Origin of the sequence: Chryseobacterium sp. NFX27 (assembly GCF_049887855.1) — a bacterium.
In the GTDB taxonomy this organism is placed as follows: Bacteria; Bacteroidota; Bacteroidia; order Flavobacteriales; family Weeksellaceae; genus Chryseobacterium.
Window position 1 is genome coordinate 25,771 of sequence record NZ_JAGEKK010000009.1, and the last position, 25,212, is coordinate 50,982.

The 25,212-nt window shown below is 37.2% G+C and carries 20 protein-coding genes; 11 read left to right on the top strand and 9 right to left on the bottom strand.

Annotated features, from left to right (window positions below):
* Positions 1–13: 13 nt before the first annotated feature.
* The 4 genes from J4Q03_RS11780 to J4Q03_RS11795 all read right to left on the bottom strand — a co-directional run bounded on the left by J4Q03_RS11780 (position 14) and on the right by J4Q03_RS11795 (position 4,134).
* On the bottom strand, positions 14–607 hold the full coding sequence (locus J4Q03_RS11780) for a hypothetical protein (protein WP_426048367.1): 594 nt from the start codon (positions 605–607) through the stop codon (positions 14–16).
* Between the two features lie 170 nt (positions 608–777).
* The gene (locus J4Q03_RS11785) at positions 778–1,683 is read right to left on the bottom strand and encodes a DMT family transporter (protein ID WP_426048368.1); all 906 of its coding nucleotides are present in this window, start codon (positions 1,681–1,683) and stop codon (positions 778–780) included.
* 72 nt (positions 1,684–1,755) lie between these two features.
* Entirely contained in the window at positions 1,756–3,018 is a 1,263-nt protein-coding gene (locus J4Q03_RS11790; protein ID WP_426048369.1) for an aminotransferase class I/II-fold pyridoxal phosphate-dependent enzyme, read from the bottom strand.
* 78 nt (positions 3,019–3,096) lie between these two features.
* A complete protein-coding gene (locus J4Q03_RS11795; protein ID WP_426048370.1) occupies positions 3,097–4,134 on the bottom strand; it encodes a PLP-dependent cysteine synthase family protein in 1,038 nt (345 codons plus the stop codon).
* 222 nt (positions 4,135–4,356) lie between these two features.
* Here J4Q03_RS11795 and J4Q03_RS11800 point away from each other — a divergent pair, with 222 nt between their 5' ends.
* The 10 genes from J4Q03_RS11800 to chrA all read left to right on the top strand — a co-directional run bounded on the left by J4Q03_RS11800 (position 4,357) and on the right by chrA (position 19,131).
* The gene (locus tag J4Q03_RS11800; protein ID WP_426048371.1) at positions 4,357–7,842 is read left to right on the top strand and encodes a glycosyltransferase family 117 protein; all 3,486 of its coding nucleotides are present in this window, start codon (positions 4,357–4,359) and stop codon (positions 7,840–7,842) included.
* Positions 7,843–7,931: 89 nt separating this feature from the next.
* Positions 7,932–9,413, top strand: a complete 1,482-nt coding sequence (locus J4Q03_RS11805) for a hypothetical protein (protein ID WP_426048372.1) — start codon at positions 7,932–7,934, stop codon at positions 9,411–9,413.
* Positions 9,414–9,524: 111 nt separating this feature from the next.
* Positions 9,525–10,055, top strand: a complete 531-nt coding sequence (locus tag J4Q03_RS11810) for a DUF1697 domain-containing protein (RefSeq protein ID WP_426048373.1) — start codon at positions 9,525–9,527, stop codon at positions 10,053–10,055.
* Between the two features lie 362 nt (positions 10,056–10,417).
* On the top strand, positions 10,418–11,227 hold the full coding sequence (gene kdsA / locus J4Q03_RS11815) for a 3-deoxy-8-phosphooctulonate synthase (protein ID WP_426048374.1): 810 nt from the start codon (positions 10,418–10,420) through the stop codon (positions 11,225–11,227).
* Between the two features lie 44 nt (positions 11,228–11,271).
* On the top strand, positions 11,272–13,476 hold the full coding sequence (locus tag J4Q03_RS11820; RefSeq protein ID WP_426048375.1) for a TonB-dependent receptor plug domain-containing protein: 2,205 nt from the start codon (positions 11,272–11,274) through the stop codon (positions 13,474–13,476).
* A gap of 191 nt (positions 13,477–13,667) precedes the next feature.
* Entirely contained in the window at positions 13,668–14,048 is a 381-nt protein-coding gene (locus J4Q03_RS11825; RefSeq protein ID WP_426048376.1) for an HYC_CC_PP family protein, read from the top strand.
* A gap of 114 nt (positions 14,049–14,162) precedes the next feature.
* Positions 14,163–14,636 (top strand): DUF3347 domain-containing protein, encoded by a 474-nt coding sequence (locus tag J4Q03_RS11830; protein ID WP_426048377.1) that lies wholly within the window; start codon positions 14,163–14,165, stop codon positions 14,634–14,636.
* A gap of 89 nt (positions 14,637–14,725) precedes the next feature.
* The gene (locus J4Q03_RS11835) at positions 14,726–17,509 is read left to right on the top strand and encodes a multicopper oxidase domain-containing protein (RefSeq protein ID WP_426048378.1); all 2,784 of its coding nucleotides are present in this window, start codon (positions 14,726–14,728) and stop codon (positions 17,507–17,509) included.
* 79 nt (positions 17,510–17,588) lie between these two features.
* Positions 17,589–18,020: a DoxX family protein gene (locus tag J4Q03_RS11840; protein ID WP_426048379.1), complete on the top strand. Its 432-nt coding sequence runs from the start codon at positions 17,589–17,591 to the stop codon at positions 18,018–18,020.
* Positions 18,007–19,131: a chromate efflux transporter gene (chrA, locus tag J4Q03_RS11845; protein WP_426048380.1), complete on the top strand. Its 1,125-nt coding sequence runs from the start codon at positions 18,007–18,009 to the stop codon at positions 19,129–19,131. The genes J4Q03_RS11840 and chrA overlap by 14 nt, the downstream gene beginning before the upstream one ends.
* A 57-nt stretch (positions 19,132–19,188) precedes the next feature.
* On the opposite strand, the gene J4Q03_RS11850 is transcribed toward chrA, so the two are convergent.
* The 5 genes from J4Q03_RS11850 to J4Q03_RS11870 all read right to left on the bottom strand — a co-directional run bounded on the left by J4Q03_RS11850 (position 19,189) and on the right by J4Q03_RS11870 (position 23,870).
* Positions 19,189–20,307 (bottom strand): FAD-dependent monooxygenase, encoded by a 1,119-nt coding sequence (locus J4Q03_RS11850; RefSeq protein ID WP_426048381.1) that lies wholly within the window; start codon positions 20,305–20,307, stop codon positions 19,189–19,191.
* 19 nt (positions 20,308–20,326) lie between these two features.
* The gene (locus J4Q03_RS11855; RefSeq protein WP_426048382.1) at positions 20,327–20,824 is read right to left on the bottom strand and encodes a GNAT family N-acetyltransferase; all 498 of its coding nucleotides are present in this window, start codon (positions 20,822–20,824) and stop codon (positions 20,327–20,329) included.
* 2 nt (positions 20,825–20,826) lie between these two features.
* Positions 20,827–21,420 carry a hypothetical protein gene (locus J4Q03_RS11860; protein WP_426048383.1) on the bottom strand — a complete coding sequence of 198 codons (594 nt, stop codon included), beginning with the start codon at positions 21,418–21,420 and terminating at the stop codon, positions 20,827–20,829.
* Positions 21,421–21,975: 555 nt separating this feature from the next.
* Entirely contained in the window at positions 21,976–22,842 is an 867-nt protein-coding gene (locus tag J4Q03_RS11865) for a sigma-70 family RNA polymerase sigma factor (protein ID WP_002979276.1), read from the bottom strand.
* Positions 22,843–23,078: 236 nt separating this feature from the next.
* Positions 23,079–23,870, bottom strand: a complete 792-nt coding sequence (locus J4Q03_RS11870; protein ID WP_426048384.1) for a S1/P1 nuclease — start codon at positions 23,868–23,870, stop codon at positions 23,079–23,081.
* A gap of 397 nt (positions 23,871–24,267) precedes the next feature.
* On the opposite strand from J4Q03_RS11870, the gene J4Q03_RS11875 reads away from it, so the two are divergent.
* On the top strand, positions 24,268–25,185 hold the full coding sequence (locus J4Q03_RS11875) for a type VI secretion system baseplate subunit TssG (protein WP_426048385.1): 918 nt from the start codon (positions 24,268–24,270) through the stop codon (positions 25,183–25,185).
* The last annotated feature ends 27 nt before the right edge of the window (positions 25,186–25,212 follow it).

A 25,212-nucleotide genomic window follows, 5' to 3' on the forward strand; every position in this document is an offset into this window, starting at 1 on the left:
TACCTTATTAATATCAATCATTAAGTTTCCAGTGATAATAGGTCCATTTTATACCGAATAATCCGGGAGAGGTTTCAATATCGAGATAATCTCCTTTCCCGAATTGATGATAAGTTTTACGGTTTACATTAGCTGCAACAGGTTTTGAATTGTCCGTCAATGGTATGCCTTTTTCTTTTGGAATTATCTTAAACTGATAGTTGGTCATTTTATAATAACCTTCTGAGTCCTGTTTTTCTTCTATAGAGCTGGCTTTATCGGCAATTAAGTATCCTTGAGATGATGGTTTGGAAAAATCAAAAGATGCATTAACAGCTAAAAAGAATGGAATACAGTAATAACTCATAGTCTGCAAGATATTCTGAGTGTTGCTTGAAATATCATTAGCTTTCGTTTTAATAAAAAAACTCACTATTACCGGTAAAAGGAATAAAATTAACTGGGTAATTAAACTGAAATGATACCATTCAAGAATTTTCCACAGGATAAAGCCGTATAAAACAGGTGTGGCAAGAAACAGAAGCTTATAGCTAAGATACAGATCGATATTTTTCCTGTCAGTATCCTTTATGAAGAATCTTATCCAGGGAATACAAAAAATAGTCACACATAGAAATCTGAATTGCCAGGATACCGGTTCCGAAAACAATAAAGCTATACATAATAATATTCTTGTAATAAGAGAAAAAAAGATTTTCAGAATAATTTGCATAGTGTATTTGCCCATCGGTTTGCTGAGTAAATATAATATAAAATTTTATTACAGAATACTAATGGTCAGTCAGTAACTTTTAAGGTCGTCGACTGATTACGTTTTGATTTTCTGCTGTCTGCAATAACATTGAAGGTTACCCCTAAAAGGATGAGTGTAATACCAATAAGAAGATTCAGGGTAAATCTTTCATGAAACATGAAAACACTTACTATTACTGCAACTACAGGCTCCAATGCTCCTAAAATAGCAGTCGGAGTAGACCCGATATATTTTATGGCATACACCAAACACAGACTCGAAATGACAGTGGTGAGAAAAGCAAAAACAATAAAATTTAAAAATATAGATACGGAAGGAATGGCAAAAGATTCACCTTCGGCAGAAGCTTTTATCATAAAAAATGCTGAAGTAAAAAGCATAGAGTAGAATGAAAGCTTGAATCCTGATACTTTAAGGTCAGATTTATTAACGATCACCATATAAAGCGCATAAAATAATGAGCTCAGCATTACAATTCCAAGACCTGCAAAATTAATTTCCAGACCATTTTCTTTTAAACATAAAACAATAACCCCTGCAAAAGCAAGCAATAAAGATACTATGGAAAGTTTTGTGAGCTTTTCCCTGTAAAAGAAAAACATAATTAAAGCTACAATAACCGGATAAATAAACAGGACGGTAGAAGCAATTCCCGGTGTAAGAAAATCGTAGCCAATGAATAAAAATTCTGATGAAAGGGCGTAGCAGACTCCCAGAACAGAAAGGATCAAAGCTTCTTTTTTATTGATCCTGAAGTTTTCTCCGGAATACAGCAGATATCCGCCAACCATTAACGCAGAAAACAAAAATCTATAGAACAGACTAATGTCCATAGAAAAATGAGCCTGCTTCAGCGGCAGGATAAAAATAGGGATCAATCCGAATGAAACGGATGATAAAATACCTAATAAATAACCCTTTAATTTCATTCGGATTTATTTTATAAAAAACCACTGAAAGTGAATCAGTGGTTTTTCTAATATTATATGATGGATATCGTATTACATTTGCTTGTATTCGATATTCATCTGTTTTTCCATTTCTCTGTAGTGCCCTGAAGTTAATTTTTCACGGATTCCGTCAAAAGCAGCCAGTGTTTCATTAATTTCTGCATCTGTGTGAGAAGCCGTTGGGATCAGTCTCAATAAAATCATTCCTTTAGGAATAACAGGATATACCACCACGGATGTGAACACTCCATAGTTCTCTCTAAGATCTTTAGCTAAAAGAGTAGCTTCAATCGTAGTTCCTTCTATGAAAACAGGTGTTACGCAGGTATTGGTATTTCCGAGATTGTACCCTCTCTCTTTCAGACCGTCCTGAAGTTTTCTTACGTTCTGCCACAATTTCGCTTTAATTTCCGGACGGGTTCTCAAAAGCTCCAGTCTTTTCAAACCTCCGATTACCATTGGCATTGTTAAAGATTTAGCAAAAATCTGAGAACGAAGATTATATTTTAAAAATCTGATGATGGTTTCATCTCCAGAAAGAAAAGCTCCGAAACCTGCCATAGATTTGGCAAAAGTAGAGAAATATACATCAATCTGATCCTGGCAGCCCTGTTCTTCACCTGCTCCGGCTCCGGTTTTACCCAAAGTTCCGAAACCATGTGCATCATCTACCAAAAGTCTGAAATTGAATTTTGATTTCAGATCACAGATTTCTTTCAGTTTCCCCTGCATTCCTCTCATCCCGAAAACACCTTCGGTAATCACTAAAATTCCGCCTCCATTTTCTTCTGCTACCTTAGTTGCTCTTGCTAGGTTTTTCTCTAAACTTGCTATATCGTTATGTTTAAAAGTAAAACTTTTTCCCATATGAAGACGAACTCCGTCTACAATACATGCGTGGGAATCAGCATCATATACAATTACGTCATGTCTCGTAACCAATGCATCAATGGCTGAAACCATTCCCTGATAACCGAAATTTAATAAATAAGCAGCTTCTTTCTGAGTGAATTCTGCCAGTTCTTTTTCCAATTGTTGATGCTGCTGGGTTTCACCTGACATAGCCCTTGCACCCATCGGATAAAACATTCCGAATTCTGCAGCTGCTTTTGCATCAGCTTCTAAAACTTCCGGATGATTACAAAGTCCTAAATAATCATTTGCACTCCAGAAAATTACATCTTTACCTTGAAATTTCATTCTTGGGCCAATTGGACCTTCCAGTTTTGGGAAAACAAAATATCCTTCAGCGTAATCGGCGAACTGTCCCAACGGACCTGGATTTTGTTTGATGCGGTCAAAAATATCTAACATTTGTATAGTAATTTTTAAGTGAAAAAGCCTTTTCTGCAGAACACAAAAGGCTTAATTTGTATCGTGGTTTATTTAAATCTATTTAATAAATTCTGTCTTGAAAACTTCATCGTAATTGTGTACGCAGTTATTTACAAAACCCTGTTCGGCCATCCATTTGTCACTGTATACCTTAGTAATATACCTCGATCCGTGATCAGGATAGATCAGGACTATAATATCATCTTTGGTAAGTTCGTGAGACTGTGCATACTGAATCAGCGCCTGGGTTACAGCTCCGGTAGTATATCCTCCCATGATCGCTTCTTTAAGGGCTATTTCACGGGTTCTGTACGCGGACATTTCATCATTTACTCTTACAAACTCATCTACCTTGTCAAATAGCAGGGCAGCAGGGATTAAATTTTTCCCCATTCCTTCAATCTGATAAGGATGAACATCTTCTTTGTGGATTTCTCCTGTCTCGTGGTAGCTCTTCAGGATAGAACCGTCAGCATCCACACCGATAATCTTGATATCCGGATTTTTTTCTTTTAAGAATTTACCCGAACCGGACAATGTTCCACCCGTTCCAGTGCAGGCAAAAAGGTGGGTAACCTTGCCTTGTGTCTGCTCCCAAATTTCAGGACCTGTGGTCTGGTAGTGTGCATCAATATTCAATTCATTAAAATATTGATTGATGTAAACTGAATTTGGTGTTTCTGAAGCTATTCTTTTAGCTACTTCATAATAAGATCTCGGATCATCTGCAGCCACATTAGCAGGACAAATGTATACCGTAGCCCCTAATGCCTTCAAATAAGCAATTTTTTCAGGCTTAGTTTTGTCGCTTACCGCCAGAATACATTTATATCCTTTGATAATACAGACCATCGCTATAGAAAACCCGGTGTTTCCTGAAGTAGTTTCTACAACTACAGAATCTTCCTTTAATAAACCTTTTTGTTCAGCATTTTCTATAATATGAAGTGCTATTCTATCTTTTGTGGAATGTCCAGGATTATATGATTCTAACTTGGCATAAACGGTTGCAGGAATATCTTTTGTAACAGTATTAAGCTTCACCATAGGAGTATTTCCTATTAGGCCAAGAATATTATCGTAAACATTACTCATTATTTGTTATTTTCAATAAAAATCTGACCGCAAAAATACAAAAAAATAAATAATTACTAAACTTTTGTTTGATTTGAAGCCAGTGATTCAGCAAAATTTATTTTCTGATTTGCAATCTTAGCTGAAGTACAATCACAAATACTACGCCAAAATTTTTAAATTTTGTTAAAAACATTACAGAATGGTATAAAAGCCTTATTTTCGCGTAATTGATTTAATACTATGAAAAATTGGACTTTTAGGCAATGGAACACCGTTTTAGGATGGGTGATTTTCGTCATTGCATTTTTCACGTACTTGTCGACCATAGAACCCAATTTCAGTTTCTGGGACTGCGGTGAGTACATTTCCTCAGCTGTAAAACTTGAAGTAACGCATGCTCCCGGAGCGGCTTTATTCCAGATTGTGGGTGCCGTGGCAGCCATTTTTGCTTTAGGGAAAGGTGAAAATTATTCAATCGTGATCAATGCGATGTCTGCATTGTTCAGTGCATTGACGATTTTATTTTTATTCTGGACGATTACCCATTTTGTAAGACGGCTGTTGAACAAGGATTTCGAAGAAATTACAAAACACCAGGAAATTTCCATTCTTTTTGCAGGTGCTGTAGGTGCTTTATGCTTTACCTTTTCAGATACTTTCTGGTTTTCCGCGGTAGAAGGAGAAGTATATTCCATGGCCTCCATGTTTATTGCTCTGCTGGTATGGCTGATCACCAAATGGGAAAACGAATACCTTGCGAAAGACAGCGAAAGATGGATTATCCTTATTTTCTTTGTATTAGGACTTTCTGTAGGCGTACACATGATGGGGATGCTTGCGGTACCGGCTGTTTGCCTGGTATATTATGCAAGAAATTACAAATTTACCTGGAAAAACTTTATCTGGGCCAATGTGATCACCCTGGGAATTCTGATTATTGTTTTCAAAATTATCTTCCCATTGATCATGACCATGTTCGGAAGACTGGAAATATTCTTTGTGAACGGACTTGGACTTCCTTTCCACTCAGGAACGATAGTAGCCTTTATTTTAATGACGGCAGCTTGTTATTTTATCATTAAATATGCAAGAAGAGCTAAGAAAAATATATATCAGACTGCTGCTTTGTCAGTGGTCTTTATGATCATTGGTTTCTCATGCTGGATGGTTATTCCCATCAGAGCGAATGCGAATCCACCGATGAACCTTAACGATCCGGATACCGCCATTGGAATGCTGGATTATTACAACAGAGAGCAGTACGGTGACTGGCCTACCATTTACGGACAGAACTACACCGCCTTCCTTGATGCCAACGGAATTGAGAAAAACGAAGACGGCAGCTTCAAGACCAAAAAAACCGGTGAGATTTACGAAAAGGATGAAAAAACCGGAACCTACAGAAAAACAGGAGACCGTTTCAATTATACATTCAGCAAATCCCAGATCAGCTTAATGCCGAGAATGTTTAATGAAGATAAAGATGTCATGGCAAACTATATTTCCATGTACGGAGCTCCGGATTTTACCTTCAATTATGCCAATGAAGATGTGGCCGACAATCCACAGGCCAAGCAGATTTTTGACGAGCTGAGAGCGAAATATGAAGACAAATCCATTACGGCAGCAGATTATCTGAAAGTGAAACCCTACAACCTGATCAATGTTCAGAAGCCTTCACTGGCTCAGAATATGGATTATTTCATTACCTTCCAGAATGGGTATTACTTTGTAAGATACCTGATGTGGAACTTCGTGGGAAGACAGAACGACCTTGAAGGAAATATGGAAAACACCAAAGGAAACTGGATCTCCGGAATTCCTTTTATCGATAATGCCCTGCTTGGAAACCAGGATAAGATGCCTGCTAAATTCAAGAATGAAAGTACGGTTAAATTCTTCTTTTTACCTTTAATCTTAGGATTGATTGGTTTCTTTTTCCAGCTGAACAGAGACTTTGGAAGATTTTATGCACTGCTTTCATTATTTATTTTAACCAGTGTCGGCATTATTTTCTATACCGGTGTAAAACCTTTTGAACCGAGAGAAAGAGATTATGCGATGGTAGGTTCCTTCTATGCCTTTGCAATCTGGATCGGGCTTGGTGCCGGAGCTATTTTATGGTTTATCCAGTCTAAGATAAAATCAAACGGAGCCAACATTGCTTTAGGAGTAGTTTTATTGGGTGTCCCTTTTATGATGGGCTTCCAGAATTATAACGTCCACGACAGAAGCAACAGGTATACAGCTTATGACTATGCCTATTCAGTATTAAAGTCGCTTCCGAAGAACGATATTTTGTTTGTTTATGGAGATAATGATACCTATCCGGTATGGGCTATCCAGGAAACAGAACGATTCAGGGATGATGTGAAAGTGGTTAATTTTACCCTTGCTTCAACTCCCTGGAATTTAGATCAGATTAAGAGAAAAACATATAATGCGGCAGGAATTCCAAGTGAACTGACTCATGAGGACTATAGAGACGGTGTAAACGACCAGATCTATATGATGAAAAAAGAAGATTGGGAAGGAGTTTTCTCTATGCTGAAAGAGCAGGGAGTTCCTGACACTCAGTTTGGAGCTTTCAGAAAATATCTTACACAGGATTCATTGACATTGAAAGAGGCTGTTGCTTTTATCAAATTTAAATCTCCTGAAAAAGATGAGCTTCTGAAAATGTATTTCGGGGAAGAAAAATTTGAGAAATACAATATTCTTCCGGTGAACAAATTCATTCTTCCTGTCAATAAAGACAATGCTTTAAAAGCAGGAATCATTACCCAGGCAGATCTTCCGGACGTTGTGAACCAGATTATGATCACTTATAAAGGAAACACGCTTTATAAAAACAACCTGATCATGCTGGATATGCTGGCGAACTTTGACTGGAAACGTCCAATCAACTTCTCATCAGGAGGAATTTACGACAGTGAAAACATCTTTTATCTTGACGAATATCTTCAGTTTGACGGATTCAGCTACAAATTAGTGCCTATCCATACCGTTCCGAATGCAGATGGAGATATGGGAAGGGTAGATGTCAACTCCCTTTATAACGTTGTGAAAAACTTCAGATGGGGGAATTTTAAAGACCTGAACACTCATTTTGATGAAACTGCAACTTCAAACATTATGAGCTACAGAATGTCAGCAAGCCGGGCTGCTTCAGCACTGGCATTAAACGGAAAGAAAGCTCAGGCCGTAGAATTACTGGATCTTGCTTCAAAAGAAATTCCTGCTGAGAAATTTAATGATCCGCGTTCATTAAGCGCTATGGTAACCGGATATATTATTGCAGGACAGGAGAAAAAAGGCCTTCAGTTAGCAGAAATCCTTAAAAAAGGTATTTTTGAAGAATATGATTATTACCTGAGTCTTTCAAGAGCTGATCAGAACTTTGCAAGAAGACAGATGAGATCCAAACCTATGGAATATTCTCTTGTAGTAGCCGCTGTTACAGATGCTTATAAGAAATTGGGACAGAATGAAAAAGCGTACGCTTACCTTGTGAAATCTATTGAGCCGATTGATAAGAAGTTCAATGTTTTCATCAAAGAGCTTCAGCAGATGGGTAAAGAAAAGGCAATGAAAGAATCTGAAAATGTCCAGAAAATCACTCCTTTCTACCAGTATTTATTTGATGTGATGGAACCTTTCGATTCTACCTATTCCAAAGAAAAAGAGGATCAGATCACCACAGCGATTATTAAAGCAACACAATAAAACAGTAATAAAACGGAACTTCGGTTCCGTTTTTTTTTGTTATTGAATTCATAAATTTAAGATTATATTTGTGATACTAAAAATGCGTGATGGCTCAAAATAATAGAATCCCAATCTATGCCGTGATTTTTACGGTTGTTTTTAAACTTCTCTTTTTATTGACTCACTATATTCAGGAAGATGCTTTCATTACCTGGCGTGTAGCTCAAAATTTATTGGATTATGGAGTAATAGGTTTCAACGGAGAAACCAAAATTTCAGCTTCTACCACACATCTGTATGTTTTTGTTTCCTATCTTTTCAATCTGATCTTCGGAAAGGAATATTTTATTGAGCCTCTGCTGACCTTCAATTCCGTTCTTTTTACCATAGGAACATTGTTTCTTGCGCATCTTACCCTTAAGAATCCGTGGCACAAAGCTGTTTTTATATTTTTAATCGGAATATTGCCGCCTTCCATTAAAATTTCTATTCTTGGAATGGAATACGGGATACTTTTTTTCCTGGAAATGGCACTTCTATACTATGGGTTCAATAAAGATAAAAAATGGGCACTGATTCTTCTACCTGTTTTAATCATGTTTACAAGGATCGATACTGTTATCTTTCTGGGAATAGTATTTCTTGTTGATGTTTTCTGGAACAGAAAAATCAGATGGAAATATGTCCTTGGAGGCGTTTTGGGACTTTTATCCGTATTGTCTTTTAACTGGCTGTATTTTGGTGAGCTGGTAAATAATACCATTGTAGCTAAAAAACTTCTTTATGAACATGATTTTACTTTTGCACAAAACCTCGGTTATTTCCTGGTCAGCTTTGGGAATTTCTGGGGAATGCTGAAGCTGCCCGGAAACTTCAATCCGGCAACCATCATTATACTGATCTTTGAGCTGCTGTGCTTTATTTATCTTGTAAGACAGAAAGAAAAAAGGAATTATTTCTTATGGATGATTTTTATTTTCGGTTGGGTGAAGCAAATTATTTTTATCTCTCAAAAAAGCTTATTCGACTGGTATTACTGGGTTCCGCAGCTTCTGCTTTTTGTTCCCATCCTTATTTTTGTTCTGGAGCAGAAAGAGAAGAGAAATGTATGGTTATCCTTATTAATTGTATTTTATATAGTTCCGATGCTGGCTTTCCAAACCATACATGCTATTGCAACAGGACACGGAGAGTGGAATTACCGCAGAGAGATAGGTCTGTTTTTGGATACTTTCGAAAAAGATAAAAATCAGTGGGTTCTTTTGGAACCTGCGGGCTATGTACCCTATTTTTCAGGATTAAAAGCCATTGATGAAGTAGGATTGGTAGATAAGCAGATCCAGACGGAAATAAAAAAAGATAAAGCCCATTACTGGATCAATACCGTAAAAAAAAGGAAGCCAAAATATCTTCTTTCCTATAAGAATTTATTTGAAGGAAATGATGCTGTATATTATCAGACCCATTACAAGCTGATGAAAGAATTCAGAATAAAAGATAATCTGAAAAGCGATAACCCTATTCTGGAAAAGATTTACCGTCTTAAGCCTTCGGGAACGGATTATAATTTATATATTAAGAATGATTAAAAAGATTGAATAATTTAAAATTTAAAGAGTGATGGAAAAGAGGAAAGAAGTACACTATGATACTCCCTAAAACCCTGCCACCTAATACCTATTATCTAATCCCTGAAAAATATGAAATACTGTGCTTTTCTTCGTGGTGTAAATGTAAAAGGAACCAATATGAAAATGGCCGATGTATGCCAGGTTTTTAAAGATGCCGGAATGCTGGATGTAAGCTCAGTATTGGCCTCAGGAAATATTGTGTTCTCTTCCGATAAAAACGCCGGAGATTTAAAGAAAATTTTAGAAAAAGCAATGTCTGATCATTTTTCTTATGAAGCTTTTTTATTTATTAGATCCCTGGAAGAAACGGAGGTTTTTTGGAACAGTATCCCTTTTGAAAGCAATAATGATCTGCATAATTATGCTTTTGTAGGAAATCCCGGAGTCGAAAATGTTTTAATGAAAGAATTTGAAGCTGCTTCCAAGACTGAAAATGAAAAAGCTGAGATCGTTCGGGAAATATTTTACTGGCAGGTTCCGAAAGGAAATACTTTAGATTCTTCTTTTGGTAAAGTTCTAGGTAAAAAAAGCCTTAAAGATCAGTTCACCAGCCGTAACATCAATACTTTTGAAAAGATTCTGAAAAAAATGAATTCATGAGAAATCCGGATATTTTTTGATGACGCTTACATTTCCCACAGATTGCGCTGATGGTTTCGTATTATTTAAATAATAGTAAAATGAATAGGGTCAATAATTGTACTGTTCTCATAAACATATAAATCTGCATAATCTGTGAAATCTGCGAGAGACAAAAATATTTTAATTCCTTACCTCTAATTTTAACAGATATCTTTTTAACCCTTCAAAATTTTTATATTCCCTAAACCCTAAACCCTAAACCCTAAACCCTAAACCCTAAACCCTAAACCCTAAACCCTAAACCCTGAATCTCCACTCAAATAATTTCCGATTCTGAAACTTTATAAGTATTTTTACTGAACTTTTTAATTGAAATAAAAATGATCCAGTATTTAGATAATATCCACCACAAAGATTCAAAAAACTTTTTCCTTATTGCCGGCCCCTGCATCATTGAAGGCGAAGATATGGCATTAAGAATAGCAGAAAAAGTAATCAGCATAACGGACAAATACAATATTCCCTATATTTTCAAAGGAAGCTTTAAAAAAGCCAACAGGAGCCGTGTAGATTCTTTTACCACCATTGGAGAAGAAAAATCTCTGGAAATTCTTAGAAAAGTAGGAGAGACCTTTAATATTCCAACAACAACCGATATCCACGAAAATGAGCATGCTGCATTGGCTGCTCAATACGTTGATGTACTTCAGATTCCTGCGTTTCTAGTACGCCAGACCGATCTTTTGGTAGCTGCGGCAGCAACCGGGAAATGTGTAAGTCTGAAAAAAGGGCAGTTTCTTTCTCCGGAATCTATGAAGTTTGCGGTTCAGAAAATTACAGATTCCAATAACCAGAAAGTGGCTATTATTGAGCGGGGAAATTCTTTCGGATATACAGATCTGATAGTAGATTACAGAGGTATTCCTACCATGAGACAGTATGCTCCGGTGATTTTGGATGTTACCCATTCGTTACAGCAGCCTAACCAGAGTTCCGGTGTTACAGGCGGAAGACCGGATCTTATAGAAACGGTAGCCAAAGCAGGAATTGCTGTAGGTGCAGACGGAATTTTTATTGAGACTCATCCAACCCCCGAAACCGCTTTGTCAGACGGAGCCAACATGTTAAGATTAGATTTATTAGAAGATTTGTTACAGAAATTAACAAGAATTAGAGAATCAATTTTGTAATTGTTAAAAAATCCCTATTTTTAGAAATTCTTAAAATATTTCTTTTGAAAAAACTAGTTTTACCACTAAGCCTTATGGTTCCCATGCTGATTTTCTCTCAAAACAGAAAAAAAGATACTGCGGAAAGAGTAACCGATATTGAGGAAGTCGTTTTCCAGAAAAAAGTGATCGGGAAAACAAATGACATTACCAATGTAAAAATATCAGCAAAAGATGCCAAAGGAATTGCTACCATAGGTGGAGGAATTGAAGGTCTGCTTAAAACCCTTCCTTCCGTAAACTCCAATACGGAGCTGTCTTCACAATATATGGTACGTGGCGGAAACTATGATGAAAACCTTATCTATATTAATGATATTGAGATTTACAGGCCTTTCCTGATCAGAAATTCACAGCAGGAAGGAATGAGTATTATCAATCCTGATATGGTTTCGACTGTCAATTTCTCTGCCGGTGGGTTTGAGCCAAAATATGGAGATAAAATGTCTTCAGCTCTGAATATTTACTACCGTGAACCCGAAAAATTTGAACTTTCAGGAGAAGCAAGTTTGATTGGTGGAAGATTAACAGCCGGTTTGGCTTCAAAGAATAAAAAGCTGACTGCTTTATTTTCAGGAAGATACAGAAATACCAATTTAGTTCTAAATACGCTGAACGAGGATACGGATTTTAATCCTACCTACTGGGACTTCCAGTCTTATATTAATTATCATCTCAATGATAAATTCTCCATGTCTTTCATTGGATATTACTCCAAGAACGATTATGAAATGGTTCCCAAAGCCAAGAGTGTAACTTTTGGAAGCCTTCAGCAGCCGATTACTGTGAATATTGGCTATGGCGGAAGGGAACAGGACATGTACAAAAATATGATGGGTACTTTTTCCCTGCACTATAAGCCTTCGGACCAATGGAAGTTTACACTGGACAGTTTTGCTTATCAGAACAGAGAAAAAGAATATTATTCTATTGCTTCAAGCTATGAGATCCAGACTTTTGATCTTGTGACAGGAGCTCCAAATCCTTCTTTTGATGGCGGCGGGCAGATAGAGCATGCGAGAAATGATCTGTTTGTAAGAACATACGGAACCCAGTTCAGAGCTAAGTTTTCGCCTAATATCAATACCGATATTGAAGTCGGATTTAAATACGAAAAAGAAAACCTGAATGATAATACCAATGAATGGAAATTGGTAGATGCTGCAGGATACAGTATTCCACGTCCTATCGATGATCCGCGGACAGGTCAATCAGGAGATCTGGAGCTGTTTTACCAGATTGCAGGGAAAAATAAAATAGAACCATCAAGGTTATCTGCTTATGCGCAGTATTCTCAGAAATTTTACTGGGGAGCCAGCAAAGTATTCCTTAATGCCGGAGCCAGAGTTTCAAACTGGAGCTTCAATAAAGAAACGATCTTTTCACCAAGATTCCAGTTTGCGATAAAACCAGATTGGGATACGGATATGCTCTTCAAGCTTTCCGGAGGAATCTATTACCAGTCGCCATTCTACAAAGAGATCAAAGATCTTGACGGAAACTTCAATTCCGATATAAAATCTCAGCGTTCCATGCAGTTAATTCTTGCCAACGACTATGAGTTTTATATGTATGACAGGCCATTTAAGCTGACTACAGAAGCGTATTACAAGAAAATGGATGATCTGATTCCCTACTATATGGATAATGTAAGAATCCGTTATTCTGGAAAGAATAATGCTTCAGGATATGCTTATGGAATTGATACCAGATTATTCGGGGAATTTGTTCCGGGTGTAGATTCATGGTTATCTGCAAGTTACGCCAGGGTATACGAAAATATCGACGGAAGAGGAAATATTCCGAGACCTACAGATCAGAGATTCAGATTTGCGATGTTCTATCAGGATTATATGCCTAAATTCCCGTCCATGCGTGTCAATCTTACCTTGGTATATGCAATGGGACTTCCGAATGGCGCACCCGTTTTCACAGATCCTTACCAGTATCAGAAAACATTGCCGTCCTATAAAAGAGTTGATTTAGGACTTTCAAAAGTATTTATTGATTCCAAAGACAAGAAAAAACGTTACGGTTTCTGGGGTAATTTTGAAGAATTAACCTTAGGCGTTCAGGTGTTTAATGCATTTAATATTAATAATACCGTTGCCAATCAATGGATTACAGACTACAATTCGAGTGTCATGTATCCGGTTCCGGTACGTCTTACAGGACGTTTCTTCAATGTAAAACTTGAATTCAAACTGTAGAATAGAGATTAGATTTTAGAAATTAGAATTGCTGAACAATAAAATCTGATCAATCTGTAAAATCAGCGAGAGAATAAAATAAAAAAAGCTTCTGAAATGTCCAGAAGCTTTTTCATTAGGCAGAATTTTATAACAAGTATACAGAATTTTATAACAACAGTTTGAAGGATATTTTTACCTTTGTCCTATCAATGAAAAAGATTCTTGCCATATTGTTTTCTGTTTTCTACTTTGGATTCTCTTCCGGAGCAGCATTCAGTATACATTTCTGTATGGAGGAATTTGTTTCCGTAAGCCAGAAAACCTCAGATATTTGTGGTAAATGTGGTGTCAAAGAAAAAAAAGGATGCTGTAAGACTGAAATTAAAGTCGTAAAAGTAGATGATTCCCAGAAGTCTGATCTGCTGATGATCAATTTTTTAGGTCAGATCGTTCCGGATGTAATGCAGCAACAGATTTTCTTTGTCGACAAATCTTTTTCAGCTACAAAATTTACTCAGATAAGAATCAATGGGCCACCTGAATACAGGCCGGTTCCCATCTACATCAATCATTGTCATTTTAGAATTTAAGATCCGTCTGTTGTCTGGTGTAAATCAGATGATTACTCCTTCGCAGGCAACACGGCTCAACGCATGATGCGTTTCAATTATTCTTTATTAAAATTAATTCTAAAATTTAAAACAATGAAAAAGTATATCATTACAGCAGCATTATCCCTATTCTCAATCCTTTCACTTTCTGCGCAGTCTAAAAAAGACGCTCAGGTTTCAAAACTGTATCAGAACTATATTTCCATTAAATCGGCTCTGGCTTCAGATGATGCGGATAAAACCTCAAAAGCGGCTGCAGAATTTATCAAGACAGCATCAACTGTAGACTACAAACTGGTTTCTGAAGGTAACCTTAATATTTTAAGAAAAGATGCAACGCTTATCTCTGATGCACGGAATATTACAGCTCAGAGAGAAACCTTTTCCAATCTTTCTGAGAATATGATCGCTTTGACAAAAGAATTTAAAATTTCAGAAAAACCTGTTTACGTACAATATTGTCCAATGGCTGATTCCAGCTGGCTAAGTGATGAAAAACAGATCATTAATCCTTACTACGGAAAATCTATGCTTTCTTGCGGAAGTGTAAAGTCAGAAATAAATTAATTATTGTATTTAATTTTAAAACAATAAGTTACATAGCTTGAATTATAATTAAATTTAAGATGTGTGCCTTTTAAAAAGTTCGGAATATTATGAAAAAACTGATCATATTTCTGGTGCTTTTGTTATCTGTTTTTACGTTCGCGCAAACAACGAAATCTTATTATACCTGCCCAATGCATCCTGAGGTAGTTTCTTCAAGACCAGGAGACTGCCCCAAATGTAAGATGACGCTGGTAAAGAAAACAGTTGTAGTAAGACCAAAAGCTACGGTTCAGCCACAACCCAAACCTGTACCTAAAACAGTTCAAAAAGCAACAGATGCTAAAATCAACAAGTCTAAAATAAAAACAGAGGCTAAAACTAAGACTGTTCAAAAGCCAAAAATTAAAGAGAGTAGAATAGATAAAGCTAAAACGAAGTCTCATGTTCAGCCGAGACCTGCTGAATCTCAGTCCGCAGCTGTTTATGCTTGCCCGATGCATCCCGAAGTCACTTCAGACAAACCGGGAAAGTGTCCGAAATGTGGAATGGAGCTGGAGGAAAAAGCAAATCACCAACATACAGCTGTAGAAGAGCCAAAAACGGATCAATCTGTATTCAAAAGAAACTCTGAAAACGGAAAGGTTACTTTTGGAGGCAAAACAGTGAGATATGATCTGTATGTAAAAGATACGATCGTGAACTTTACAGGGAAAAACCGGAGAGCGATTGCGATCAACGGAAAGCTGCAGGCTCCGACCTTATATTTCACGGAAGGGGATACAGCGGAGATTTATCTTCACAATATGCTTAAAGAAAATACCGGGCTTCACTGGCACGGAGTGATTCTTCCTAATGAACATGACGGGGTTCCATACCTTACGACTAAGCCTGTAACACCGGGAGAAACTCACTTATATAAATTCAGAGTCTCTCAGAACGGAACGTATTGGTACCATTCTCATGAAGCTTTGCAGGAACAGATCGGGATGAACGGTATTCTGGTCTTCAATAAAAGAGAAGGAGAGCCTAAGCCGTCTTATACCAAAGAAATCCCTGTATTATTAGGTGATTGGAGTGATGAAGACCCTATGCAGATTGCGAGAAGGCTTCATATGGCCAATACAGACTGGTATGCCATTAAGAAAAATGCAGTACAGAGTTATTGGGAAGCCATTAAATCCGGCAACTTCGGGACAAAAGCTTTGAATGAATGGAAAAGGATGGAAGCTATGGATGTGAGTGATGTTTATTACGATAAATTTCTGATCAACGGACTTCCAAGCTCCGACTATTCCAATCTGAAAGCCGGTGATAAAGTGAGACTGAGAGTCGCCAATGGCGGATCGTCCACGTATTTCTGGCTGAATTACGGAGGCGGAAAAATAAAAGTAGTAGGAAATGATGGAAATGATGTGGTTCCGGTAGAAGTTGACCGCCTCATCATCGGGGTTTCGGAAACTTATGACATTGAGGTAACCATTCCTGAAAACAAAAGTTTTGAATTCCGCTCCACATCAGAAGACAGGGTAGGACATGCTTCACTGTGGCTGGGTTCCGGTGAAAAAGTGGAAGCACCCAATCTTCCGAGGCTGATGCTTTTTGAAGGAATGAAAATGATGAACGGCATGATGGAAATGAGCGGGAATATGAAACCGATGAATATGACCATGGGCAACCAGATGATGGATATGAATGAAGTGATGTATCCCGAACTTCCCGAAAGCCAGAGGAAAATGACGATGAAGCATATGAATGAAATGATGGGCGTTAAGACTAAGGAAGAAGATCATTCGAAGGCCACGGGGCACGAAAATCATGCAGGAATGGAGATGAAGGAAGAAAAATCAATCAAAAGACTTTCATACAACCTCTTAAAATCTCCTGAAAAAACTATTCTTCCGGACGAAAATGTAAGAGCGTTGAAGTTTACATTAGAGGGAAATATGAACCATTATCTGTGGACTTTAGACAATAAAACGGTTACGGAAACAGATAAAATTCTGGTTAAAAAAGGTGAAATCCTGAGAATCACGATGTACAATAATTCGATGATGCGCCATCCGATGCACCTTCATGGCCATGATTTCAGACTGATCAATTCAAAGGGAGAATATTCTCCTCTGAAAAATGTGGTGGATATCATGCCCATGGAAACCAGTACCATTGAATTTGCCGCCAATCAGGATGGCGACTGGTTTTTCCACTGCCATATTTTATACCATATGATGGCCGGAATGGGAAGAATATTCAGTTACGAAAATTCAAAACCCAATCCACAGCTGCCTGACAAAAAGCTGGCCTGGAAAAACTTTCTGAAGGACAACAGAATGATCAGCTCAATGGCAATGCTGGATATTGCAAGCAATAAAGTACATGCGGAAACGATGACGATGTTCGGTCCGAGATGGGCCAACCTGAACGAATTTCATTCCAACTGGGATTTTGATCATTTCGAAGGAAATGTGAAAGTAGGAAGATTCCTTGGGAAATTCCAGTGGGCGCTTCCCTATGCGGGGCTCAGAATTCAGAAGAACCATGAGATCATGGAAAGGCAGATGGCAGAGGATATGGGAATGGAGTTTCACGGGAAAAAATCGTGGTTCGGACAGCAGAAAGCCTCAAAAGACAAATATGCTTTCATGGTTGGGGTACAGTATCTTTTACCAATGCTGATTACAGCAGATGCAAGTGTAGACCATAACGGAAAAGTATTGCTGGAGCTAAGCCGTGAAGATATTCCGATATCCAGAAGGATAAGGGGTAATTTCAGCCTCAATTCTGATGGTGAATTTTCAACCGGACTGAGATATATTGTCCAGAAATGGGTATCTGTTTCAGGGAATTATGATAATGAAATGGGCTGGGGAGCCGGAATCACCCTGACTTATTAAATAAAAGGAACTCAATTTGGGTTCCTTTTTTATTTCCATATTCAAAATATAATATATTTTTGTATAAAATGAGCTAATCATGATCCACAGGATTATTCAGACAAAACCGCTTCCGTTATTCATTTTTCGTCTAACAGCCGGATTAATTTTCCTGTCAGAAGGATTACAGAAATTTATTAACTCCGAAAGTGTTGGTACGGGAAGATTTGCAAAAATAGGTTTTCATAATCCTGAATTTTGGGCATCACTGGTAGGTTCGGTGGAAATTATATGTGGAATTTTACTGCTTTTAGGCTTTATTTCCAGATTGGCTGCGCTTCCTTTATTAATTATTATGATAGTGGCTTTTATTACAACAAAAATTCCAACTTTTCTGGACAGGGGCTTTTGGGTTTTTGCCCACGAATACAGAACAGATTTTGCCATGACGATGCTTCTGATCTTTTTACTGTATTTTGGAAGTGGTAATTTTTCAATAGATAAAAATTTGATAAGCCGTGAACAGAAATAATGAACTGAAGGTACTTGCCCGTGTTTTTACCACTTTGGGAGTGACTGCATTCGGTGGTCCGGCGGCCCATATAGCCATGATGCAGCAGGAAGTGGTCGCTAAACGAAAGTGGATGAGTGAAGAACATTTCCTGGATCTGATGGGAGCTACAAATCTTATTCCGGGGCCCAACAGTACCGAAATGGCAATGCATATAGGGCAGGACAGAGCGGGCTGGAGAGGTTTGATTGTAGCAGGAGTATGCTTTATATTTCCGGCAGTAATGATAACGTTATTTTTCGCATGGCTTTATAAAGAATACGGACAGCTTCCTGAGGTTCAGCCATTTATTTATGGGATTAAACCAGCTATTATTTCAATTATTCTGATCGCCATTCTACCGCTGGCAAAAAAATCATTAAAAAATATACAGCTCGGAATCATTGGTGCCACGGTACTGGTGTTGGCTTTAGTGGGCGTCAATGAAATATTACTGTTATTTGGTACCGGACTATTAGCTATGGCTTTATCATGGTTTTCAAACAGGAAAACAATCAATTCTTTTTTACCTCTGGGTATATTACAGGTTTCAGATGTCAATTTATTTTCAGCGGTCAATGTAAGTCTGTTTCTTACATTTCTTAAAATAGGATCTATTTTATACGGAAGCGGGTATGTATTATTTGCCTTTTTGGATGCCGAACTGGTGGAAAAAGGGTTGTTGACAAGGCAGCAGCTCATAGATGCTATCGCTGTGGGACAGTTTACGCCGGGACCTGTATTTTCTTCAGTTGCCTTTATTGGGTATCAGATCAACGGATGGCAGGGAGCAGCAGTTTCTACAGTAGGTATTTTCCTACCCTCATTTATATTGGTAGCATTATTAAATCCTATTGTAAAAATGATGCGGAATTCAAGTCTTTTTTCCAAATTTTTAGATGCTGTAAATATAGCCTCAGTAGCGATAATTATTTCTGTTTGCTATGTGATGGCAAAAGAAAGCATCAGCGACTGGCGGGCAGTTCTTATAGCTGTATTATGTCTGATACTAAGTTTCAGCTTCAAAAAGATCAATAGTGTATGGATTGTTTTATTGGGATCGTCTCTGGGATATGTATTGAATTTGCTTTAATAGCAAGGGCTTTCCTGTTTCTGCTGGGTTTACACATCATTTTATTTTTGCATTAACTTACATTTCCAGCCGGATAATCTTTTCTGCCAGTTTTTGATTGGTGACATCCGGTATCAGCCGCATAAAGAAATTACGCAAAGTGTTTCCCTTTTCCCACTGCGAAATCCTTCCGATCTTCCAGCTGGTATTAACGATATAATCTACCTTTTTCCTTCTAATCTTTTGAAATTCTTCAAAAACAGCATTGAAATCCTTGTTGTTTTCCAGTAATCTTCCGATGATATAAGCATCTTCAATAGCCTGGCAGGCTCCTTGTCCCATATTCGGAGTGGTTGCATGGGCAGCATCACCAATCAGACAAAGATTTTCAGAATACCATAACGGAATAGGAGACAGGTCTGTAATATCATTAAGAATGATGTTCTCCTCTGAAGTTGCTTCCATAATATCTGAAACAAGAGGATGAAATTCTTTAAAACTTTCAGTCAGACCGAAATAACGCTTATGATTCTTTTCATTAAACAAAGCATACCAGTATACCTTTTTCTCTGAAATCTTCACAAAACCGAAGCGTTTTCCTTTTCCCCACAATTCAACAGCCTCCTGATCAAACTGTTCCGGTAAATCAAATGTAACCAGTCCGCGCCAGCATTTCTGTCCGGTATTCCGGATAGTTCCGGTATTCAAAATCTGATTTCGGGTCCTGGATTTTATACCATCTGCCCCAAAAATGATTTTACTTTCCGTTTGTTCTCCATTGTCAAAATATAAAGAATAGTTCCCGTTCTTTTCGATCTTATCTAAAGAATGATTGAGCCTGATGTATTCATTACCGATATTTTCAGCCAGTATTTTCTGGAGTTCAGCTCTGTGAATAGCTACATTGCAGGATTTATATTTTTTTTCCAGCGCGGGAATGCTGGTTTTTGTGATCGGCTTTAAAGATTCATCGGTTATGGAAATTCCATGAATCTTGTTTCCTGCATTTTCTATTTTTTCTTTTAATCCTAATCTGTCAAAGATTTGCATGGCATTAACAGCCATCATGATTCCGGCTCCCACAGGTTTTATTTCCGGGGCAGCTTCAAAAATGGTAAAATCATATGACTGCTGCTTCAGGATATTTCCCAAAGCCAGTCCGCCGATTCCGGCTCCTATGATTGAAATAGTGTTCATCAGAATAGGATTTTATTTTTTAAAGGCTTAAAATATAGTTTTCAGATACTTTTTTAAATCCGTATTTATTGAAAAAATGATGGGCTCCTGTATTACTGATCCCGCTTTCCAGCATCATAAAGCTGATCTTCCAGTTTTTGGACTCTTCTACAGCCTTCTCTAACAGTTTACTTCCAAGGGATTGCCCTCTAAATGATTGATCTAAAAGCATATCTTCCAGTACTGCATAATTTTTAAATCCGCGAATAATATTGAAAATCAGCATTCCGATGATTTTTCCTTCCTCATTTTCAGCAATCAGGATATTTAATTTTGACGTATGGTCAGCATCAAAACCCGAATTAAACTGATGGGTCAATATTGCTTTAAGATCCGGATTCCAATGATTGGAATCTAAAGCTCTCCCTGAAATTATTTCTCCGTGAGAGATATAGGAATCTGTTTTATGGTCAATAAAGAAATCAACCAGTTCTTCCGTTCGTTTAGTATCCGTAAGCCATTTCGTGGTGTAATTCATTTTTATTTTAAATTTTTCAGTTCGTTCAGCAACTGACTCTGTTTGTTGATGAAATTTTCCAGACTGTCCGTTTTCAAAGGATGAGCATTCTGGTATTTTTCAATTTCCGGAAGTGTTTTCCTGATTTTGAAAGCAGTATACAGATTACTGATGTTATCATTGTTTGTATTGACTTTGGCGATCAGTTCTTTTACTTTACTGATCTTAAGATCATATTGGCCGGAACTTATTTTAATTTCTTTCTCCAGCTGTTGTTTCAGAAGGGAATCTTTAATAAGAGTAGCTTGGTTATGAGCATCAAGATAGAAAGATTCAGATTTTTGGAGGGTTTCCCCATAAACGTCCAAAACTTGTCTGCTCTCTTCATTTATCCCTATAATCTTGTCATCCAGGGCTTTCAGGTTTTTATCGTTTTTGATCAGTTCATAATAAATCTGGTCAACCATATCCCCCTTACGATAGCTCTTCAGGGAACCGGAAACAGATGATTCTGCATTATCAACGGCATTTTCTACAGCCGGAGCATTTCTGGACTTATTTTCTTTACAGGAAATTGTTAATATGGCTAAGGCGGAAGCAAAAAGTATTTTTTTCATAAGTTTTTAAATTGGTGTTATTCCTTATTAGTTGAAGATACTTCAAAAAATGTTACATCGTTTACATAACCGAATGCAAATCAAAATTTTTATTTTTAAAATTTAAAGTGATCTTGAAATTTCCTAAGCCTGTATCTCCTTGAATTTCCAGTATATCATTTCGTATTTCCTTAAAAGAAGTATTAAATCGTAGAGAAACGTAAGGGAAGTTTTCGGGACTATGGATTAATTGTAAAATGGGCTTATTGAAAGGTATAATAAAGATCTCATGATTTAAAAAAATGATTTCTGCCTTATAATAGGTAAGTTTTGCCCCTATTTTTGAATAACTTTCAATACTCGTTTCAATATTTTTGATTGAAGTATAGTTTCTGCCTTTTATAGTTTTGAAAAAGAGTATATGCCTATTCTTATGATAAAAATAGAGTAGGACATTAATAAAGATAAAAAATAAAATGATTCCTCCGATCAAAAAACACACATCAGTATTCATAATACAAAAATAAAAAACGGAGCCTGAAAACAGATTCCGCATACATTGTTTTACGCTAAAAATTATTTACCTAAATAAGATTTCAAAATCTTGCTTCTGGTATTATGTTTTAGTCTCTTAATTGCTTTTTCTTTAATCTGACGTACTCTCTCTCTTGTAAGATCGAAAGTTTCACCGATTTCTTCTAAAGTCATTGGGTGTTTCCCGTTCAGTCCGAAGTACAATCTTACTAAGTCAGCCTCTCTTGGTGTCAAAGTATTCAATGCTCTTTCGATTTCAATCTGAAGAGATTCAAGCATCAGATCTTTGTCCGGGCTTGGAGATTCTCCTGAACGCAATACATCATAAAGATTAGAATCTTCACCTTCTACTAAAGGCGCATCCATAGACAGGTGTCTTCCGGAGTTTTTCATAGATTCTTTAATATCTTCCTCGCTCATATCAAGAACTTCAGCCAGCTCTTCCGGAGAAGGTGGTCTTTCGTTTTCCTGTTCAAGGTGAGCGTATGCCTTATTAATTTTGTTGATGGAGCCGATTTTATTCAACGGAAGCCTTACAATTCTTGACTGTTCAGCTAGAGCCTGTAAAATTGACTGACGAATCCACCATACCGCATAAGAGATAAATTTGAAACCTCTAGTTTCATCGTACCTTTTTGCTGCTTTCATCAGTCCTAAGTTACCTTCATTAATTAAATCGGGTAAAGAAAGACCTTGATTTTGGTATTGCTTAGATACGGAAACTACGAAACGAAGGTTGGCTTTGATTAATTTCTCCAGTGCTGCTCTGTCGCCTGCACGTATTCTTTGTGCCAGTTCTACTTCTTCGTCCGCAGTGATCAGTTCCACTTTACCAATTTCCTGCAAATACTTGTCTAATGAAGCAGTTTCCCTGTTGGTTACCTGCTTAGTGATTTTTAATTGTCTCATCTATTTTTATCCTCAAAAAAGAGTTACTATATATTATACGTATGAAGTGATATAAAGGTTACACCAGTTTTAATTATTTTTTAAATTTAAGGCAGATACTAGAGATCAGGCATGAGATTTCTGATATGGCAGTCAAAATTTAAGCTTAAATTCTTCCATCTTCTGGCTTTCTTCATTAACAAAAAAAGCGGAACCGAAGTCCCGCTTATATTGATTAGATTAAAGGTCATCAACTACTAAAACAGATCATTCAACAGTTTTGCCAGTCTCAGCCCTCCGTAAAGAAGCTGTCTTTCAAGTGTCTCATTGAATTTATACTGATAATCGTACGATAATTTTGAATCATTTGGAGTTTGTGCGTAGATTTTGTTCGCTATTTTATGAGAATCATACATCCAGTCCTCTACAGTTCCGGCCTGAATCTGCTTTACTTCTTCTTTAGATTTAATGTCTAAAAGATGGGCATATTCCGTATAGCTGTATTTCTGTGAATCTACCAGCTTTCCGTCCCATACCGAGTGAAGATTGGTTTTGTCTCCAAAATAGGTTACATTGATTTTGTTTCCTCCAAGATCCTCGGCTCTTCCTACGTGAAGAGGCTGGGAGAGGTCTCCCATAATATGGATAAGGAATATCAGTGCAATTTTCCTGTCTTTTTCAGAAGTCTTTTCATCTTTGATCTGGCTGGATAAAGTGTTTATCTGGGTATAAAGGCTTGGACCTGCCTGCATTTTCAGATTTTGGCCAAAAGCTTTAAAATCTGCCTGAGGATCAATATTTACATAATGCCATGCTGAAGCCTGCTTCCAGACCCCTGTGGTATCAGATTTGATGAAGTCCGGCCAGTTTGCCCAGTAGGCAAGACGTTCTTTGCCCATTATTTTTCTTATTTCTCTTTTTGCTTTGCCCGACAGGTGGTTTTCTGCAATCTCTGCAATGACGCGGTGCCCTGTAAGCCCCCATGCATAGGAATAAAGCGAAGATGAAATGAATGCTAAAATCAGAATTTTAGAATAAATACTTTTCATTATAAATAACATTTTACAAGCTGCAAAGATACGTTCCGGTTTCTGAACCTGTATCAATTATCATCATTTTTCTTATTTCAAAAATATTAATAAAAATTAATCTAAATAAAAAAATACAGAATAAAATCCTAAACAGTATTTAAAATGTTGATAAAATAGACATAAAAGTCTGTTTGTCAGCTGATAAATTTAATTTCAAACCTGCCATCTAAAATAAAGACAAACCGATATTACCGTATTTTTACGGAATTTGTCATGGAATATTCCTTTTAATGTCAATAAATTAGTATTTTTAAGATAAAATTATAGCCAAATTATTTTTTCAAACTTATGAGATATATTATCTTTACAAGTCATAATCACAGGAAACACTATGTATGAGAATAATATTGTAGACATGTATTACAATAAACTGCAGACCGATTTCAAAGCTGAAGCCGTGGCGGTGAATCTTTTGAAGTACCAGCGTGCGGTAAGCAATATATTTATAGAGCGAATAGGAATCAATGACCGGGCTTATCTTAAGGATATCAAAAGTATTTCGAGCAGCTATTTGGGATTTGATGAGGAAGTATTCACCATAGAAACCTATAGAGAGGGTATTTATGACTATCTTCCGGAAGGGCTGTTTCATCCGCCTTCTCTGGGAGCTTCCCGGAAGAATGTAGATTCTGTGGTACGTGAGATCCGTAAACAGAAAAAAGTAGAAGAGGATGCCCGTAAATTTTTCCGTCCTTTCGAGCTGGAAGTTTTTTTTACGGAAATAAGTTCCCTGCTTAAGGAATCTGAATTTGATATTTCAAGCAGTACAGATAGCCTTTTGGACACGGTGAGTGAGCTCTGGCCACTTATAAAAATGCTGGATCAGCAGAACGCGTATATTTTTATCTATATTTTACCCTTTTTTCATCAGATCAGAGGCGATAAAAGATGGTTTGAAAGATGCATGACAGCTTTTCTTCAGGTACCGGTAGAAGTTACTTTTGCCCCGAATATTATCGACAGGATAGAAAGAAATGACGATTCTATGTTGTTGGGAAACTCCAAACTTGGGGTTACCTATATTCCCAGCGGAAAACATATGGACGGACAGCGGAACTGGGTAGTGAATATAGGGCCGATTCCTTATACAGAAATGAAAAAGTATATTTCCGGAAGCCCGTTCAGAAATATTCTGCAGGCTTTATATGATTATTTTCTTCCGGTAACGGTAGATGTGGAGGAAAATTTTATTACCGAGAAAGAAGAATATTCGTTCAGTCTTGAAGATGATGAAAGAAATGCCAGCCGTCTCGGGTATTCTACATTTCTCTAAAATAATTTATTATATTTACAACTACCA